The 17,654-nt window shown below is 73.2% G+C and carries 13 protein-coding genes; 7 read left to right on the forward strand and 6 right to left on the reverse strand.

Going from position 1 to position 17,654, the window contains the following annotated elements; translation table 11 throughout:
- Positions 1–159 precede the first annotated feature (159 nt).
- The gene (locus ACZ6NC_RS34170; RefSeq protein ID WP_465737752.1) at positions 160–1,407 is read right to left on the reverse strand and encodes a phosphotransferase; all 1,248 of its coding nucleotides are present in this window, start codon (positions 1,405–1,407) and stop codon (positions 160–162) included.
- A 490-nt stretch (positions 1,408–1,897) separates the two neighbouring features.
- Between ACZ6NC_RS34170 and fxsT the strand changes: the two genes are divergently transcribed.
- Complete coding sequence (gene fxsT / locus ACZ6NC_RS34175; RefSeq protein ID WP_465737753.1) at positions 1,898–4,318, forward strand: FxSxx-COOH system tetratricopeptide repeat protein; 2,421 nt, start codon at positions 1,898–1,900, stop codon at positions 4,316–4,318.
- A 251-nt stretch (positions 4,319–4,569) separates the two neighbouring features.
- Here fxsT and ACZ6NC_RS34180 read toward each other — a convergent pair whose 3' ends face one another.
- Both ACZ6NC_RS34180 and ACZ6NC_RS34185 read right to left on the reverse strand, forming a co-directional pair.
- The gene (locus tag ACZ6NC_RS34180; RefSeq protein WP_465737754.1) at positions 4,570–5,454 is read right to left on the reverse strand and encodes a PhzF family phenazine biosynthesis protein; all 885 of its coding nucleotides are present in this window, start codon (positions 5,452–5,454) and stop codon (positions 4,570–4,572) included.
- A gap of 150 nt (positions 5,455–5,604) precedes the next feature.
- Complete coding sequence (locus ACZ6NC_RS34185; protein ID WP_465737755.1) at positions 5,605–6,702, reverse strand: DUF5937 family protein; 1,098 nt, start codon at positions 6,700–6,702, stop codon at positions 5,605–5,607.
- A gap of 101 nt (positions 6,703–6,803) precedes the next feature.
- Here ACZ6NC_RS34185 and ACZ6NC_RS34190 point away from each other — a divergent pair, with 101 nt between their 5' ends.
- The 5 genes from ACZ6NC_RS34190 (at position 6,804) to ACZ6NC_RS34210 (ending at position 11,429) form a co-directional block, all read left to right on the forward strand.
- Entirely contained in the window at positions 6,804–8,168 is a 1,365-nt protein-coding gene (locus ACZ6NC_RS34190; RefSeq protein ID WP_465737756.1) for an MFS transporter, read from the forward strand.
- A gap of 43 nt (positions 8,169–8,211) precedes the next feature.
- On the forward strand, positions 8,212–8,586 hold the full coding sequence (locus tag ACZ6NC_RS34195; RefSeq protein ID WP_465737757.1) for a hypothetical protein: 375 nt from the start codon (positions 8,212–8,214) through the stop codon (positions 8,584–8,586).
- A gap of 168 nt (positions 8,587–8,754) precedes the next feature.
- Positions 8,755–9,558, forward strand: a complete 804-nt coding sequence (locus ACZ6NC_RS34200) for an MBL fold metallo-hydrolase (RefSeq protein ID WP_465737758.1) — start codon at positions 8,755–8,757, stop codon at positions 9,556–9,558.
- A gap of 6 nt (positions 9,559–9,564) precedes the next feature.
- Entirely contained in the window at positions 9,565–9,996 is a 432-nt protein-coding gene (locus ACZ6NC_RS34205) for a nuclear transport factor 2 family protein (protein ID WP_465737759.1), read from the forward strand.
- A 164-nt stretch (positions 9,997–10,160) separates the two neighbouring features.
- Entirely contained in the window at positions 10,161–11,429 is a 1,269-nt protein-coding gene (locus ACZ6NC_RS34210) for an NAD(P)/FAD-dependent oxidoreductase (protein ID WP_465737760.1), read from the forward strand.
- A gap of 109 nt (positions 11,430–11,538) precedes the next feature.
- On the opposite strand, the gene ACZ6NC_RS34215 is transcribed toward ACZ6NC_RS34210, so the two are convergent.
- The 3 genes from ACZ6NC_RS34215 to ACZ6NC_RS34225 all read right to left on the reverse strand — a co-directional run bounded on the left by ACZ6NC_RS34215 (position 11,539) and on the right by ACZ6NC_RS34225 (position 15,476).
- A complete protein-coding gene (locus ACZ6NC_RS34215) occupies positions 11,539–13,155 on the reverse strand; it encodes an alpha/beta hydrolase (RefSeq protein ID WP_465737761.1) in 1,617 nt (538 codons plus the stop codon).
- A gap of 238 nt (positions 13,156–13,393) precedes the next feature.
- Complete coding sequence (locus ACZ6NC_RS34220; protein WP_465737762.1) at positions 13,394–14,641, reverse strand: MFS transporter; 1,248 nt, start codon at positions 14,639–14,641, stop codon at positions 13,394–13,396.
- Between the two features lie 199 nt (positions 14,642–14,840).
- Positions 14,841–15,476 (reverse strand): LuxR C-terminal-related transcriptional regulator, encoded by a 636-nt coding sequence (locus ACZ6NC_RS34225; protein WP_465737763.1) that lies wholly within the window; start codon positions 15,474–15,476, stop codon positions 14,841–14,843.
- Between the two features lie 222 nt (positions 15,477–15,698).
- Between ACZ6NC_RS34225 and ACZ6NC_RS34230 the strand changes: the two genes are divergently transcribed.
- Positions 15,699–17,597, forward strand: a complete 1,899-nt coding sequence (locus ACZ6NC_RS34230; RefSeq protein WP_465737764.1) for a DNA/RNA non-specific endonuclease — start codon at positions 15,699–15,701, stop codon at positions 17,595–17,597.
- Positions 17,598–17,654 lie beyond the last annotated feature (57 nt).

Genomic DNA, 17,654 nt, shown 5'->3' on the forward strand with positions numbered 1-17,654 from the left:
ACCCCCCCCCCCCCCCGCGCCCCCCCCCCCCCCCCCCCCCCCCCCCCCCCCCCCCCCCCCCCCCCCCCCCCCCCCAGGGCGGTGCCGAGGTGGTGCGGCGCCGACGGCAGGGCGGTGCGTCGCGTGGCGGCGCGCACCCCACCCCGGCCGACGGGGCCGTCAGACCCGGTCCGCGCAGGCCAGCGCCGCCCGCAGCTCGCTCACCGGGTCGCCCTCGTGGTACGGCCGCTCGCTGGCCTCGATGTGGTCCAGGAACTCCTGGTACCGCACCGCGTACGCGAGGTGGTACAGCGGCTCGACCAGCTCCAGCGCTCGCTCCGGCGACGACCCTGGGACGTGCTCCCGCCACGCCCGCGCCCACACCTCGGCGGTCTGCGCCCACCGTTCCTCGTCGACGTACTGGCGCGGGCGCAGCCCGTCCAGGGCCGGGTGGCCGAGGCAGGAGTCGGCGTAGTCGACGACCACCGACCGGGTGCCGTCAGAGCGCCAGTTGCCGGGGTGGAAGTCGCCGTGCACCAGCGTCTCCGGCAGCCCGCAGGCGGCCAGCTCCGCCACCAGCGCGGGCAGCCGCGCGGCGAGCGCCCGGGCCGCGTCGAGTTCACCGGCCGTCAGCTCGGGGCCTGGATCAGCCGCGAGCCGGTCGAGCAGTTCGTTCACCTGGACGACCAGCGTGGGCAGGGTGCGGTCGCGCAGTCCGGCCGCGGCGGCCCGGCCGTCGGCGGCCAGCGCCGCCTGGGCGGCGACCAGCCGGGGTACCACGTCGGCGACCTCCTCGGCGGACGGCCCCCAGCAGTCCTCCCCGGGCACGTGGTCGAGCAGCAGGCGCCCGCGCTCCGGGTCGGATCCGAGCACCGGCGGCACCAGGGTGGGGTCGACGGAGCCGAGGAGCGCGATCACCTCGCCCTCGCGGGCGTTGAAGGTGGGGTTGGTCGCCTTCAGCCAGGCGTCGCCGCCGGTGGCGGTGCGGTAGCGGAACAGCCCGGAGAGGTTCCACGTCCGGATCTGCTCGGCCCGGCCGGTCGCGGGTCGGCCGGCCCGGTCGAGCGCCTGCTCCGCCCAGTCGAACGACTCCCGCAGCCCGGCGGGCGTGGCCCAGCCGGCCCGCCGCTCGGCCGGGCCGAGCAGCGCGGCGGTGTCCGGGCCGGCCTGACGCGGCACCAGTCCGGCGGGCCGTTCCAGCGCCTCGACGTGGTAGACCACATGCCCGCCGTGGCCGCCGCCGCCCTCCGCCGCCTCGGCGAGCCGGAGCACCATCACCGGCACCCCCAGCTCCTCCGACAGCCGCTCGACCACCGGCGCGGCGGCCGACCACCACCCCTCGCCCACCTCGTACGGGCCCTGCGGCCCGAAGTACTCGTCCCCGTGGGTGAGGTGGGCGGTGACGGACCGGCTGTTCGCTCGCTTCATCCGGGCAGGTTCGCCCATCGGACCCCGCCCGCGCGACCGATTTTCCGGCCGTCGGCCGAATCCGTGCTGACCTGTGCAAACACGGGAATCCACGGCTGTCGTCCCGCAACGAGCCCACAGGGGCCCGCGCATGGGACGGGGCTGTAACACCCCGGGGGTGTTTCAGCCCTCCATCCCGGCCCGGACAGTCCGCCGCACGTTGTCCGGCCACTGTCCGGACCGTTCTCGCAGCTCAGCCCAGGAAGCAGGACAGCCGGACAGCCCGGACAGGTCGTCTCCACATGCCGGTGTCCGGCAGATCGCCGCGGGCCCGCCACGGGCAGGCACCGTCATCTGGGCAAAAATCTCTCCTGTGGGACATCCCTCTCCTTACCTCAGCCGAGGATGTCGGGATGCCGTGCTCGGGATCCCCAGACACCGCACCCAACCGCCTCTACGCTCCGTCACAGAGTATGCAGGGCAGGCAAGTCGGGCCCGGGGGGAGACGGGGATGAGCGCGAAGATCGTGCAGCTGGTCGAGCAGGCCAGCCCGTACCTGACCGCAGCGGTCGGCGCGTACGGCAGGGCGGTCATGATCCGGGCAGAGGATGCCGCTGTGGACGCCACCGCCAACCTCGGCCGCCGCATCCTCCAAGCCGTCTGGCGCCGCCGCACCGGACATGACCAGACTGCCCTGGAAGCCGCGGTCCTGGACGTCGCGGAAGACATCGACGATGCGGATGCCTTGGCCACGCTGCGGCAGCAGCTCAAGCGGGCCCTGCGCGACGATGCCGACCTACGCATGGAACTCGCTGCCCTGCTACCCGCCCCCGCTGCCGCTGCCGCCGGAAGTGTGACAATCGCCGCCTCCGGGGAACGGGCCATCGCCGCCCACGCTATCGGCACCGCCATCACCGGCGATGTTTCGGCCGTTGTCCTGTCCTCGGAGGCGCTGAACGCGGCCCGCGACATCCAGGCACCACCCGGCCTGAGCAACCTCGCTCCCCAGCCGCTGTGCCTGGGCCGCGACGACGAACTCACCTGGCTCGCCCATGCCCTGGCCGCCGACGGTGGGACCGCCATCACCCAGACCCCCACCGTCCACGGCCTCGGCGGCATCGGCAAGACCACCCTCGCCCTCTCCTACGCCCACCACCACCGCCACGACTACAACCCCATCTGGTGGCTCACCGCCGACGCACCAGCCAGCATCGAGCAGTCCCTCGCCACCCTGACCACCCGCCTCTTCCCCGCTTGGGCCGGTAAAGCGGACGAGCAGGAGCGCGCCGCATGGGCGATGGCCTGGCTGCAATGGCACCCCGGCTGGTTCCTCGTCTTCGACAACGTCGAAGACCCCCAAGACCTGACCCCCTACACCAGCGCCCTCACGGGCGGACACGTGATCATCACGAGCCGGAAGGCCGCCGGCTGGCCCCCCACCACCCCGACCCGCCCCCTGGGCCTGCTCGACCCCGACGAAGCCGCCGACCTGCTGTGCCAGCGCGCCCTCGGCCGCACGCCCACCCCTGCGGAGCGGCACGACGCCCGTCGCCTGGCCTCCGACCTCGGGCACCTACCCCTCGCTCTCGGACAGGCCGCCGCCTACCTCGCCGAAGCTCCCACCCTCACCTTCGAGGAATACCGGCAGGACCTCCACCTCAACCTCGACCAGGGTCCCGAAGGCACCGACACCGAACGCACCACCGCCCGGGTCTGGGCCCCCACCCTCAAGGCCCTCTACGGGCGTAACCCGCAGGCCGTCACCCTCCTGCACACCCTCGCCTGGCTCGCCCCCGACAACATCCCCGTCACCCTCCTCAAATCAGTGACAGCAAGCCCGCGCGAGCTGACCGAAGCCCTACGGCTCCTCCGCGCCTACAGCATGATCACCCTCACCAGCGACACCGCCAGCGTCCACCGCCTCGTCCAAACCGTCCTCCGCAACACCCCACCCACTGGACCCGGAGAACTCCCGCCCGGACGACGCGAAGCCGAACACGCCCTCACCCGCGCCCTCGACGACACCCCCGAAACCGACCCCTGCTGGGACGAACTCACCCCCCATCTCATCGCCCTCGCCGCCGCCACCCCACACGGACACCACGACGACCCAACCGTCCCCCACTACACGACCGCCGCACAGCGCCTCTACCACCGCGGCCAGGACGCACGCACAATCCCCCTGCATGGGGCCGTTCTCGCCCAGTCCGAGCAGGTCCTCGGCAACCTGCACCCCGACACCCTGACCACCCGCAACAACCTCGCCAGCGCCCACAAGGATGCCGGGAACCTCGTCCGGGCCATTCCCCTGTTCGAGGCCGTCCTCACCCAGCGCGAGCAGGTCCTCGGCAACCTGCACCCCAGCACCCTGACCACCCGCAACAACCTCGCCAGCGCCCACAAGGCAGCCTGGGACCTAAACCGCGCCCTACCTCTCTTCGAGGCCGTCCTCGCCCAGCGCGAGCAGGTCCTCGGCAACCTGCACCCCGACACCCTGACCACCCGCAACAACCTCGCTGGTGCCTACAGGAATGTTGGGGACTTCGACCGCGCCATTCCCCTGTTCGAGGCCGTCCTCACCCAGCGCGAGCAGGTCCTCGGCAACCTGCACCCCAGCACCCTGACCACCCGCAACAACCTCGCCTACGCCTACAAGGCAGCCTGCGACCTAAGCCGCGCCATCCCGCTGTATGAGACCACCCTCGCCCAGCGCGAGCAGGTCCTCGGCGACACCCACCCCCACACCCTGACCACCCGCAACAACCTCGCCGTCGCCTACCACGCGGTCGGGGACCTCGACCGCGCCATTCCCCTGTTCGAGGCCGTCCTCACCCAGCGCGAGCAGGTCCTCGGCAACCTGCACCCCAGGACCCGGAGCACCCGCTACAACCTCAAGTCGGCACGTAAGGCGGCGGACGACACAAATGGGTGAACCCCTACATTCGTTTGCCTGCCGGCTTTACCGGCCGTCGGCCCGGCCCCCGGGCGCCCCGCCCGGGAAGCCGCGGCGGCGTGGCTGCTTGGATCCGTCCGTGATCGATGCACCGAACCGTGTCCGGGCGAAAGAGGCGGAAGGGACGGAGGAGGCCAAAGAGGCCAAAGAGACGGACGGGCCGCCGAGGCCGCCTGAGCCCGCCCGGCACCCGCGGCCCCGCTGCGGGTGCCGGGCGGCCCGCTGCCCGGCTACGGGATCGCCACCGCCGTGCCCGAGACCCGGATCCGGTTGTCGCCCTCCCGGAGTTCGACCTTCAGTACGCCCGGGCGGCCCAGGTCGTCGCCCTGGTGGAGGGTCAGGGTGGCCGGGGCGGTGACCGCGCCCCGCTCGCGCAGGTAGGCACCGAAGGCGGCAGCGGCCGCGCCGGTGGCCGGGTCCTCGACGACGCCGCCGACCGGGAAGGGATCGCGGACGTGGAAGACGTGCTCGCTCTCCCGCCAGACCAGCTGGAGCGTGGTGAGCTCGCGGGCCGTCATGTAGGCGGCCAGGCCGTCGAAGTCGTACTCCAGGCGGGCCAGCCGGTCCCGGGTGGCGGCGGCCAGTACCAGGTGGCGGGCGCCCCCGTAGCCGATCCGGGGCGGCAGTGCAGCGTCCAGTTCGTCGGCCGACCAGCCGAGCAGGGCGAGCGCCTCGGCGACGTCCGCCTCGCCCACCTCCTCGACGTGCGGCTCCACGCTGGTGAGGGTGGCGCGCAGCACGCCGTCCGCGCCCTTGTCGACCTCGATCGGCACGTCGCCGACCGGGGTGGCGAAGACGTACCGGCCGGGGCCGGTCCGCTCGGCGAGCGCGACGGCCGAGGCGACGGTGGCGTGGCCGCAGAACGGCACCTCCGCCAGCGGGCTGAAGTACCGCACGGTGTAGGCGCCCTCGGCGCCACCCGTGGTGTCGGGTGTCAGGAACGCCGTCTCGGAGTAGCCGACCTCGGCGGCGACGGCGAGCATCCGCTCGGCGGAGAGGCCGGAGGCGTCGAGCACCACGCCCGCCGGGTTCCCCCCGCCGGGGTCGGTGGCGAAGGCGGCGTAGCGAAGTATGTCGGTCTCGGCGGTGGCCACGGGCACGGCGTCACTTGTCATGATCGCCCGAACACCGCCCCTCGGCCCGTTGTTCCCGCCCGCTCTCACCGAGCGGTGGTGTGCCGCCGACGACGCGCCCAGCACGTGCCCTCGCAGGCCCTCGCCCCCTCCCGCGCCCGCCTCCCACCAAAGCCGGTCACCGCAGCCCGGTCACCGCAGCACCGCCTCCAGCAGGTCCGTCCCCAAGCGGGCGCTGCCCGCGAGGTCCAACTGGTAGAGCATGTACCGCCCGCGCCGGTGCGTGGTCAGCAGCCCGGCCCGGCGCAGCACCGCCAGATGCCGCGACACCTCCGGCGCGGTGAGCTGCCAGGCCGCCGCCAGCTCGGTCGTGGTGTGCGGTCCGCGTGCCATGGTCCGGGCGAGCCGGAGCCGGACGGGGTGGGCCAGTGCCTCCAGCCGCTGCTGCACCATGGCCAGCGACACCGGCTCCGGCACCCCGGCCGCCGCGAGCGGGTACTGCACCACCGGCCGCCAGCCAGCCGCGTGCACCACCAGCAGGTGCGGGCGGCCGAACGCGGTCGGGATGAAGGTGACGCCCCCGGCGGCCACCCCGCTGGTGGTGTTGTCCTGCAGCTTGTCGACCACGATCCGCCGCCGCCCGTCCCCGCCGGTCTCCAGCGCGACCGAGGGCGACACGGCCGCGAGCGCTTCGCCGGCGCCGTGCCGGACCAGCAGGTCGGTCTTCCGCCGGGCGTCGGCCGCGAGGTCCGGCAGCACCCGCTGCCAGGCGTCCGCGAAGAACGCGTCCTGGCACTCCTCCAACATCCGCCGCACCAGCGAGCGGACGGCCGGCGGGTCGGCGAAGAGCCGGTCGGCGAAGGCCGCCTGCCGCGGCCCGCGGGCGAGCGCAACCTCCCGGGCCCGCTCCTGAGCGACAGGGTCGGTGAGCGGCGATCCCATCCGGTGGGTGAGCCGGGAGGCGCCGCAGGTCATGATGACGGCGGCCCGCACGTACAGCTCGTCGTCGATCCGGTCGACCGCGTCCAGCTCCTCGGCCAGGGTGGCACCGGGCAGACCGGGCACCAGGAAGTCGGCCCGCGAGGAACGCCAGAGGAAGTCGGCCTCCGCCAGCCGCTCGGACAGCTCGGGCGCGATCCACGCCACCGTGCTCGCTGCCCAGCCGTGCAGCCCGGGGTGGTGCGCGGGCTCGCCGAGGACGTGCAGCATCGCGCTCAGCTCGGCCAGCGGGGAGGGCGTGAAGAGCAGGCGCTCGTCGGGCAGGGCGGCGAGGTCGATGGTCAGGCTCACCCGCCCGATCCTGCCAGCCTGCGGGGACGGGCCCGGCGTCGATTGACGGGACTCGTCAATCCACGTGCCCGGGGCCGGCCGAGGGACGCACCGTACCGTCCATGAGCCCGCTCCGGCAGAAGCCCGCACCCGCCCTCACCGAATCCCCCGCCCTCACCGAATCCCCCGCCGGCGTCGACGCCCCGGCCCGGAGTATGGCCACCACCACCGCCACGACCGCCACAACCACCACGACCGGGCGCCACCGCACCGGGCCGGCCGCCCTGTTCGGCCTGCTCACCGCCGCCGGCGGCCGCCGTTACGCCGCCGCCCTGCTGGTCGACGCCCTCGGCACCGGTCTGCTCCGCCCGTTCCTGCTGCTCTACGGCATCGGTGTGCTGCATCTGGCCGCGGGCGCCGCCGGCCTGGCGATGTCCGCGGGGATGCTGGCGGGCCTGCTGGTGCTACCGCTGACCGGCCGTTGGATCGACCGTGGCGAGCGCAGCCTCCCGGCGGCGGCCACCCTGCTGGTCCGGGCGGCCGGCTCGGTGGCGCTGCCGGCGGCGCACGGCCTCACCGGGTTCACGGCGGCCGCCGTGCTGCTCGGCATCGGCAGCCAGTCCTGGCCGACCACGCACGCCGCCGTGGTCAGCACCCTCACCGAGGGCCGCACCCGGGACGCCGCGCTGGCCGCCGGCCGGACGCTGCGCAACGCCGGCCTGGGCACGGGCGCGCTGCTCGCCACCCTCGCGGTGGCCGGCGGGGCGGGCACCGTCCGCGCGCTCGCGGGGGTGACGGCCGCGGCCTGCCTGGTCGCGGCAGTTCTGGTCCACTCCCTGCACGTCACCGCACCGCGAGTGCCCGCATCCCACACGCCCCCGCCCGCCGCCGCCACGCCCACCCCCGCCGGGGCACCGGCCCCCGTCCTGCGCTGGCTCACGCTGCTGAGCGCCGCAAACCTCCCCTACGCCTTCTCCTTCGACGTCCTCGAGGTGGCCCTGCCCGCCCTCCTGGTGCTGCACCTGCACGCCTCCCCGGCCTGGTCCTCGGGGGTCTTCGTGGGCAACACCGTGCTGGTGATCACCCTTCAGCTCGCCGTGGTGCTCCGGTTCGCCGACCGCTCGCGCCGCGCCGTCCTGGCCGCCGCCGGAGTCATCCTCGCCCTCTCCTACCTGGGCTTCTGGGCGGCGGGCGGGGTCGGCGGCACGCCCGGCGCGGCCCTGGTGGCGGGCGTCTCGGTGCTCTTCACGCTCGGCGAGATCCTCTACAGCGGCTCGGGGACGGCCCTGGTCGCCGCCACCGCACCGCCCGGGCTGCTCGGCCGGGCGCTGGCCCGCTGGGAGCTGTCGACGGGCCTCGGCCGGACGCTGGCCCCGGCCGTGCTGACGGCGCTGCTGGCCGCCGGCCCGGGCGTGCTCTGGCCCGCGCTGGCGGCCGCCACCCTGCTCGCGGCAGCCGCGGTGACCCGGCTGGCACCGGCGGGATGACTCGCCGGAGAGGCGACGCCCGGCCGGTGCGGTGATCTTCCCCATGGCCGTCACCGCGTTCCAGGAGCAGCTCCGCGATCGTTTCCTCGCCGCACCCGTCATCGCACCACCGTCGCCGTGGCGGCCGGTCGGGCACGGCCTGATCCCGGTCGGCGGGCTGCTCGGCATCGGCTTCGCCACCGACCCGGCTACCGGCCACGACCTGGTGCTGACGGTGTCCAGCAGCGGCCACGGCCTCTTCGACGCGGTGACCGGCGAGAAGCTCGAACGGGAGTACGACCCGGACGAGCTGACCGGTCCCACCCGCCGGCCGCAACGTCCCACGTCACCGCCCGACGTCACCTCCCGCCGTGACCACCCGCCGTCACCGCCCGACATGCGGCCGGTCCGCCGGTCGCCGATGCTGGGGCGTGTCTGACAACTCCCAGGCGGCGCACGCGCCCGGTGTACGGAGCCCGGGCCGGCGCGAGGAACGACGGCCGGGCCGGCCCGAGGAAGGACCACCCCGTATGAGCGAGCAGAGCGAGCGAGTCATCGACAGGCGCGCACGGGCGAACGCCCCTGCCGAGGGAAGCGGGGTGAGGGCATGAGCGCCCTGGACTTCGAGGTCATCGACAGCCCCGACAGCTCGCTCAACAAGACCTCCGTCCTGGTGACCGGTCCCAACGACGCCCTGCTGGTGGACGCCGGGTTCACCCGCTCCGACGGGCGCCGGCTGGTCGAGCGGGTCCGGGCCAGCGGCAAGCGGCTGACCACGGTGTTCGTCAGCCACGGCGACCCGGACTTCTACTTCGGCGCGCAGGAGGTGCAGGACGCCTTCCCGCAGGCGCGGTTCCTGGCCACGGCGACCACCGTCGAGCACATCCAGGAGTCCTACGAGGGCAAGCTGAAGGCCTGGGCGCACCTCGGCCCGGAGCTGCCGACCCGGCTGGTGCGGCCCGAGGTGCTGCACGGCGACGAACTCGTCTTCGAGGGTCACCGGTTCGAGCTGCGCGGCGCCGACTTCCACCTGCCGGACCGGCACTACCTCTGGCAGCACCACCACCGCACCATCCTCGGCGGCGTGCTGCTCTTCGAGGGCCTGCACGTCTGGACCGCCGACACCCCGACGCCCGAGCAGCGGGCCGCCTGGATCGACCTGCTGGACGGCATGGAGGCGCTGCAGCCCGGGTTCGTGGTGGCCGGTCACCGGACGGCCGGCGCGCCCACCATCACCACCGCGATCGACCACACCCGTGCCTACCTGCGGGCGTTCGAGACCGAGATCGGCCGGGCCGCCGACGCGGCCGCCGCCAAGGCGGCGCTGGAGCGCCGCTTCCCGGAGCTGGGGATGAAGCTGGCGGTCGACCTCGGGACCAAGGTCGCCAAGGGCGAGATGGTCTGGGGCTGAGCCGAGGTGATCGAGATCCCGAGGTCCGCCGCGTCCTTCGCCGAGTCCGACGCCCCCGCCGACGTGGTCCGCCGCCAGTACCTGGCTTCGGCGCGCGGCGACCTGGCCGCGCTGCGCGCCACGCTCGCCGAGGACGTCGAGTGGACGGAGATGGCCGGATTCCCGCTGGCCGGCACGTACCGCACCCCGAAGGGTGTCACCAACGGTGTGATGGAGCGGCTGGCCGCCGAGTGGGACGGCTGGACGGCCCACGACGACAGCTACGTGGTGGACGGCGAGAACGTGGTGGTGCTGGCCCGCTACACCGCCGTGCACCGGGCCACCCAGCGCCCGCTGGCGGTCCGGGTGGCGCACCACTTCACCGTGCGCGGCGGCCGGATCGTGCGCTTCGAGCAGTTCGTCGACTCGGCCCTGGTCCGGGACGCCATGACTCCGTAGCAGGTGGCCGGCTCGTACCCCCGGGCCCGCCTCACCAGTTCCCCCGGGGGCCGCCTCACCCGTTCGGGGGAGCCTGTCGCGGCGCGCCTGGCGCGGTCTCGACAGGCTCGCCCGAACGGCGGCAGGCTGTCCGTGATTCCGGCCGGAGGAGCGAGGAGTTCAGCATGGACACGGGCACAGCAGGAACGGCCGACGGCGGCGGGCGCGAGCGGCCCATCGTCATCGTCGGCGCCTCCCTGGGCGGCGCCAAGGCCGCGGAGGCGCTTCGCGAGGCCGGGTACCGCGGCGGCATCGTCCTGATCGGCGACGAGCACGAGCGGCCGTACGAGCGGCCGCCGCTCTCCAAGGGCTACCTGCTCGGCAAGACACCGCGCGAGAAGATCTACGTCCACCCGCCGCAGTGGTACGCCGAGCACGACGTCACCCTCCGCCTCGGCACCCCGGTCGTCGCGGTCGATCCGGCCGGGCACACCGTCACGCTCGCCGACGACGGCCGGATCGAGTACGCGAAGCTGCTGCTGACCACGGGTTCGGTGCCACGCCGGCTGCCGGTGCCGGGAGCGGACCAGGACGGCGTGCTCTACCTGCGCCGGGTGGAGGAGAGCGAGCGGATCCGGGCGGCGCTGAAGCCGGGTGCCCGGGTCGCGGTGATCGGCGCGGGCTGGATCGGCCTGGAGACGGCGGCGGCCGCCCGGGAGTCGGGCGCCGAGGTCACCGTGCTGGAGGCGGCCGAGCTGCCGCTGCTGCGGGTGCTGGGCCGAGAGGTCGCCCAGGTCTTCGCCGACCTGCACCGCGACCACGGCGTGGACCTGCGGTTCAACGCCAAGGTCGAGGAGCTGACGGGCGAGGGCGGCGCGGTCACCGGTGTGCGCCTCGCGGACGGCTCCACGGTGGCGGCGGACACGGTGATCGTCGGCATCGGCATCGCCCCGCTCACGGCGCTCGCCGAGTCGGCCGGCCTGGAGATCGAGAACGGCGTCAAGACCGACGAGCACCTGCGCACCTCGGACCCGGACATCTACGCGGCGGGCGACGTCGCCAACGCCTTCCACCCGCTGCTCGGCCGCCATCTCCGGGTCGAGCACTGGGCCAACGCGCTCAACCAGCCGCAGACCGCGGCCCGGGCGATGCTAGGCCTGGACGGCCCGGACGCGGTCTACGACCGGGTGCCGTACTTCTTCACCGACCAGTACGACCTGGGGATGGAGTACACCGGCTACGTCGAACCGGGCGGGTATGACCGGGTGGTCTTCCGGGGGGACCGCGCCGCTCGCGAGTTCATCGCCTTCTGGCTCGCCGGCGGCCGGGTCCTGGCGGGTATGAACGTGAACGTCTGGGACGTCACCGACCCGATCCGCGAGCTGGTCCGCTCCGGGCGGCCGGTGGACCCGGAGGCGCTGGCCGACCCGGGCGTCCCGCTGACCGACCTCTGACGCGCACCCCGGCCCGCACCTCGCGGCCCGGACAGCAACCGTGAGGCCCGCCCCGGGGCACAGCGCCCGGGGCGGGCCTCATCGTTCACACCGGGAAGGTGAGCAGCCGTCAGGCGACCGTCGGGAAGGCCTCGGCGTCGGGCTTGAGCAGCTGGCCGGGCGCGGGCACGGCCTTGTCCACCAGGTAGGAGGTGACCAGCTTGTTCAGCTCCTTGCTCCGGCCCACCGCGCAGTGCTCGATCACGTCCACGCTGACCAGCACGGCGCTGCCGAGCTGACGCTGCATGTTCTGGGCGAACTTGTACTGGGTGGCCGGGTCGTAGAGGTTGCCGATCACCATCACCGGGTTGGCGGTGCGGCGGTTCCACGGGCCGCTGTACCGGTCGGAGTCACGCGCCGGGGCCGGCCAGGTGGCGCAGGCGGGCGCGTCGAAGGCCTGGTAGCGGCCGAAGGTCGGCGACTCCTTCTCCCAGGCGCGGGCCAGGTTGGCGAAGACCCGCGGGTTCGACGGGTACGGCTTGTCCTGGCAGTTGACGCCGTAGTACGAGTCGTCGGCGCTGTACGGGGTCTCCGGCAGGGCTTCGCGCAGCGCGGTGGGGACGGTCACGGCGAGGGCCTTCGCGTCGTCGGTGGCGGCCTTCGGGGCCACCAGCGACTGTGCGCCCTGCTGCTGGAGCACCTGGTGCAGCGCCTCCAGCGACTTGGCCAGCGGCGCCTGCCGGGTCTGCGCGTAGAAGGCGTTGGCGACCTGGCTGGTGAAGCTGGAGAGGGTGACCTGGGTGCCGTCCGGCAGGGTGACCGGGCTGGTCCGCAGGTGGTCGCGGATCGCGTCGAACTTGGCCCGGGTGTCGCCGTCGCCGAAGGCGCAGCGCGGGGCGCCGGCCGTCTTGCACCGCTTCAGGTACTCGTCCAGGGCGAGTTCGAACCCGGCGGCGCGCTGCCGGTCGTACTCCAGGCCGTTGTGCAGCCGCAGGTTCGGGTCGACGTTGCCGTCGATGATCAGCGCGCGGACCTTGTCCGGGTACATGTTGGCGTAGGTGGCGCCGATCAGCGTGCCGTAGGAGAACCCGGCGAAGGTCAGCTGCTTGTCGCCGACGGCCCGGCGCATCCGGTCAAGGTCGCGGACGACGTTCTCGGTGGACATGTGCTCGATCAGCGGGCCGGCGTTGCGCTCGCAGGCGTCGGTGTAGTCCTCGGTGGCGGCCAGGGTGCCGTCGATCTCGGCCTTGGTGACGGGCACGCCGGTCTGCCGGTCGAAGACGGCGGCGGCCTCCTCGTCGGTGGTGAAGCACTTGAGCGGGTTGCTCCGGGCGACGCCGCGCGGGTCGAAGCCGACCAGGTCGAAGCGGGCCTGCACCTCGGGGTCGAAGCGGGCGGTGGTGGCCCAGAGGTAGCCGCTGCCGCCCGGGCCGCCGGGGTTGAGGAACAGCGAGCCGATCCGCTTGGACGGGTCCCCGGCCCGGCGGCGCATCATGGCGATGCCGACCTTCTCGCCGGACGGGTCCGCGTAGTCGAGCGGCACCGGGTAGACGGCGCAGTCGTAGATGCCCGGATCCGGCTTCGACGGGTCGGGGTTGCAGGGCGTCCAGGCGACCGGTTCGACCCGGGCCTCGGCGGCGGGCGCCGCCGAGGGCGGTTCGGGTGCGGCCGACGCCGCGGCGGCGGTTCCGGCGACAAGGGCGAGCGCGCTGGCAACGGCCAACGCCAGACTGGGTATGCGGGACACGTGACCTCCTCCGGTAATGCAAACCCGGCCAGCCTGGCAGCCGGGGCCCGGAAGCGGAAGACCATGAACAGCCGTAGATTCTTCTGGTCAACCGTCATTCGACCGGTATTTCACGGTTCTGACGGATGCTCGGACGCAGAATCCACGGCGCCGTGACGGTACATCGCCAGCCTACGGCCGGCTCCCCGGTGGCGGTCATCCGCCACCCGGGCCTGCCCGGGCCCGGCGTCCGGATTTCTCAGGCCCGCACCGCGACCGCGGCCGGCTCGGGCGCCGGCACCCCGGGGCGCCGGCGCTCGGCCCACCGCACCGCGGGCCCCATCGCGCAGCCGGCCCCCAGGAAGAGCCCGCCCAGCAGCAGCCACCCGGGCACACCCCAGTCCAGCAGCAGGGTGGTCAGCAGCAGCGGCCCGACGGTGCGCGCCACCGCCACGCCCGAGCCGAAGAAGCCCTGGTATTGGCCGGTCTGGTGAGCGGGGGCGAGGTCGAAGCTGATCTGCCAGGAGCCCGCGGACTGCTTCATCTCGCCGATCACCTGGAGCGTCGCGGCCACCACGAGCAGCCCGGCCATCGCCCAGAGCGGCACGTCCCCGGCCGAGAGGGCGAAGACGGCGCAGGAGGCGAGCAGGATGACGCCGGCGTCGCGGACGGCGCGCGAGGCGGACCGCAGCCCGGTCACGCCGCGGGCCGTGCGGACCTGGAAGACCATCACCACCGCCGTGTTGAGGACGAACAGCGCCGAGCCGAGCCAGGCCAGGTGGTCGGCCCGGGCCGCGATCCAGAGCGGGATGACCAGGCTGAGCAGCGGCATCCGCAGCAGCAGCACGGTGTTGACCAGCGTGACGACGGCGTACGGGCGGTCGGAGAGCACCGCCAGCTTCCGCTCGGCGCCCGGACTCCCCTGCGCGGGCGGCACCTCGGGCAGCCGCAGCAGGACCAGACCACTGGCCAGGAACCCCACCGCGGTGACCGCGAAGGCGACGAGGAACCCGGTCCGGCTCCCGGTGCTCAGCACGATGCCGCCGAGTGCGGCGCCAAGGGCCAGGCCCGCGTTGAGGGTTGCCTGCAGCCGGGCCAGCAGTGCCGTCCGCTCCGCCCGGTCGACCAGGCCGCCGACCAGCGCCTGCCGGGCCGCCGACAGCCCGGACTGCGTCGTGGCGTAGAGGCAGACGGCGGCCAGGAACGGCACGAAGGAGCGGATGACCAGGAAGGAGGCGACCACCGCGCCGGTCGCGAACGCCAGCAGCACGGCCGTGCCGCGCGGCCCGCGCCGGTCGGCGAGGTGGCCGAGCGGGACGCCCGCCAGTGAGCCGACCGCCCAGGCCACGGCGAGGCCGAGGCCGAGCCGGGTGGGAGACATCCCGATGACCCGGGTGAAGTACAGCGCCGAGCAGGTGTAGTACGCGCCGTCGCCGATCGAGCCGACCAACTGGGCGGTGGCGAGCGTCCGTTGGACGCCCGCTGGCGGGACAAGACGGTTCGGCAACGACACTCCCCCGGACGGCGGCCCCCGGGACCGCTCCGTTCCCCACTGACCTGTCCAGAGTAGGGGTCAGGTGGACCACCCAACAGGTCCAGTCATGGCAAAGAAGAGTGGGCCACTTGATGGCAGGGGCGACCTGAACGGCGGAATGGCGGATACGGCCGGGAACGGCGTGAACAGCTCCCGTCGCGGCGGACCGGCCCTACGCCTCGGGCCCCTCGGCGGGCGAGCTCGGGAGGATGTCGTGCGCGATGGCGAACCTGGTCAGATCGACCCGCCGCCGCGAGCCGATCTTGTCGCGCAAGCGGTCCAGGTGCGAGTGCACGGTGTGCTGGCTGATCCCGAGCCGCTCGGCGATGCCGTGGTCGGTCTCGCCCCCGGCGACCAGTTCCAGGATCTGCCGCTCGCGGTCGGTCAGGCGGCAGGACCACCCCTCCCCGTACGAGGGCACGGCCAGGACGGCGGACACGTAGGCGCAGCCGGTGGCGGCGAGGGTGATCGCGGCCAGCAGTTCGGGTTCGTCGGCCTGCCGGCTCAGGCAGCCGCGAGCACCGGCCCGCATGACCTGGGCGACGTCGTTCTGCGGGCCGCTGCACAGCACGAGGACCTCCACGCCCCGCCCGGCGAGCCGGTCGATCGCGGCCGACAGCAACGCGGGCTGGAGCTGGAGGTCCAGGAGGACGACGTCGTGGGGTTCCAGAGCCCCCTCGACCTCGCCGACGGACTGCGCGCAGACGGTGAGGGAGAGGTCCGGTGCGGAGCCGATCACATCGACCAGACCCCGGCGTAAGAGGGGGCAGTCACCGACGACGGCGACGCGTTTCGCATCGGTGCTCACGACAGCCCCCGGACGTCCTCGGCCCTCACGGTTTCCAGTCTTCGCCGTCCCTGCCCACTCCGCACGCGGAACGGCCGCACGCGGAGCAGCCACCGCCGGGCGGGCGGTCGGGGCGGTGCCGGGGCCGGACAACCCCGGCGCCGTGGGCAGTTCCACCCTGTCGCGGCTTCGGCGCGCCGGACCAGACTGAAGCCGTCAATGGCCTCTCGAAGGGACAGGGCCATGTCGAAGAAGAACGGCTACCGGCCGCCCAGGCCGGCGCAGGTCGAACAGGAAGAGAAACTCATTTCGTCACTCAGGACGTTCATCCGGACTCAGGGAGCGACCTACCTGCAGGATCCGAACGTCTCGTCCATCGGAATCGGCTACCGGACGGAGGGCGAGAACAGGGGCGAGATCGCCCTGCAGTTCACGGTCGACCAGAAGGTGGCCCCCGAGGAGTTGGAGGCGCTGGGCACCGAGCCGCTACCCGAGTCCGTCACGGTGGACGGCGTCGAGGTGCCGACCGAGGTCATCGAGCGCTCGTTCACCCTGCACTACGAGGTGCTGACCGAGGCCGACACCGATCCCCCCGACCGCAAGAAGCGCCTCGACCCGCTCCTTCCCGGTGCGAGCGTCGGAAACATCCGGATCCGGCCCGGGACGCTCGGCAGCGCCGGAACGGCCGGATGCATCGTCTTCGACCGCAAGGACGGCTCTCCCTACCTGTTGAGCAACTGGCACGTCCTGAACACTCCGGACGGCGCGATCGGGGACGACTGCGTCCAGCCCGGGGCCCGTGACGACAACCGCGTCGGTCAGAACCGGATCGGCAAGCTGGTCCGCTCCCACCTGGGCATCGCAGGCGACTGCGCGGTGACCTCCCTCGCCGACCGCCGCTTCGACCGCACGATCCTCGGCCTGAACGTCGCGCCCCGCAAGCTCGGCAGGCCGGCCCTCGGAGACAGGGTGGTCAAGAGCGGCCGGACCACCGGCGTGACCCACGGCCTGGTGCGGCGCATCGACGTGACGGCCAAAATCAACTACGGCGGAACCGTCGGCCTGCAACAGATCGGCTGCTTCGAGATCGGTGTCGACCCCGCCTTCCCGCCGCCCAACGGCGAGGTCAGCCTGCCCGGGGACTCGGGCGCGGTCTGGATGTTCACCGAGCAGAACGGCGCGCCGACCGACGTCGTCGCCGGTCTCCACTTCAGCGGCGAGAGCAAGGACAGCCCGGACGAGCACGCGCTGGCCTGCATGCCCGGCTCCGTGTTCGAGAAGCTGGAGATCGGCCTGGAACCGCCGGCACCCGAGGAGCTCGAAGCCCTCGGTGGTTACGACCCCGACTTCCTGATCGAGCGGATCCCGACCCCCGAACTCCACCCGAAGATCGAGCACGACGCCGTACGGCTCGACGGTTCCGAGGTCATTCGCTACACCCACTTCTCGCTCGCCCACTGCGTGTCCCGGCGCTTCGCCTTCTGGGTCGCCTGGAACGTCGACGGCGGCGCCCTCAGGAAGCTCGACCGCGTGGACTTCCGCAAGGACCCCCGGGTGCCGCTCGACGACCAGGTCGGCAATGAGCTGTACCGCGACCGGAACGGACGCGTCAACCGGCTGGACCGCGGACACATCGCCCGCCGGGCCGACCTGATCTGGGGCAGCGCAGCCGAGGCCGCGAAGGCCAATTCGGACTCGTTCTTCTACACCAACATCACGCCGCAGATGGACGACTTCAACCAGAGCTCCAGGAACGGGCTGTGGGGGCGACTGGAGGACGCCCTGTTCGCGGAGGTCAGGGTCGACCGCCTGCGGATCAGCGTGTTCGGCGGCCCGGTCTTCCAGGACGACGACCGCCTGTTCCGCAACGTCCGGATCCCCCGCGAGTTCTGGAAAGTGATCGCCTTCTCGGAGCACGGCGAACTCCGGGCCAAGGCCTTCCTGTTGACCCAGAACGTCGACCAGATCGAGGCGCTGGAGCTCGACGAGTTCCGGGTCTTCCAGGTCACCCTGACCGAGCTCGAGGACCGCACGCACCTGCGGTTCGACCCCGAGCTGCACCGGGCCGACACCCTGTCCGTACCGGAGAGCGCGGCCGACCGGCCGCCACTGGACTCGCTCGCCGAGATCGACTGGCGCTGACCGGGGAGGCGGGCTCACCGCGGAGACGGGCCGACCGAGCTGGTGGCCGCCCCGTAC

Source organism: Kitasatospora sp. NPDC041988 (genome assembly GCF_055588525.1).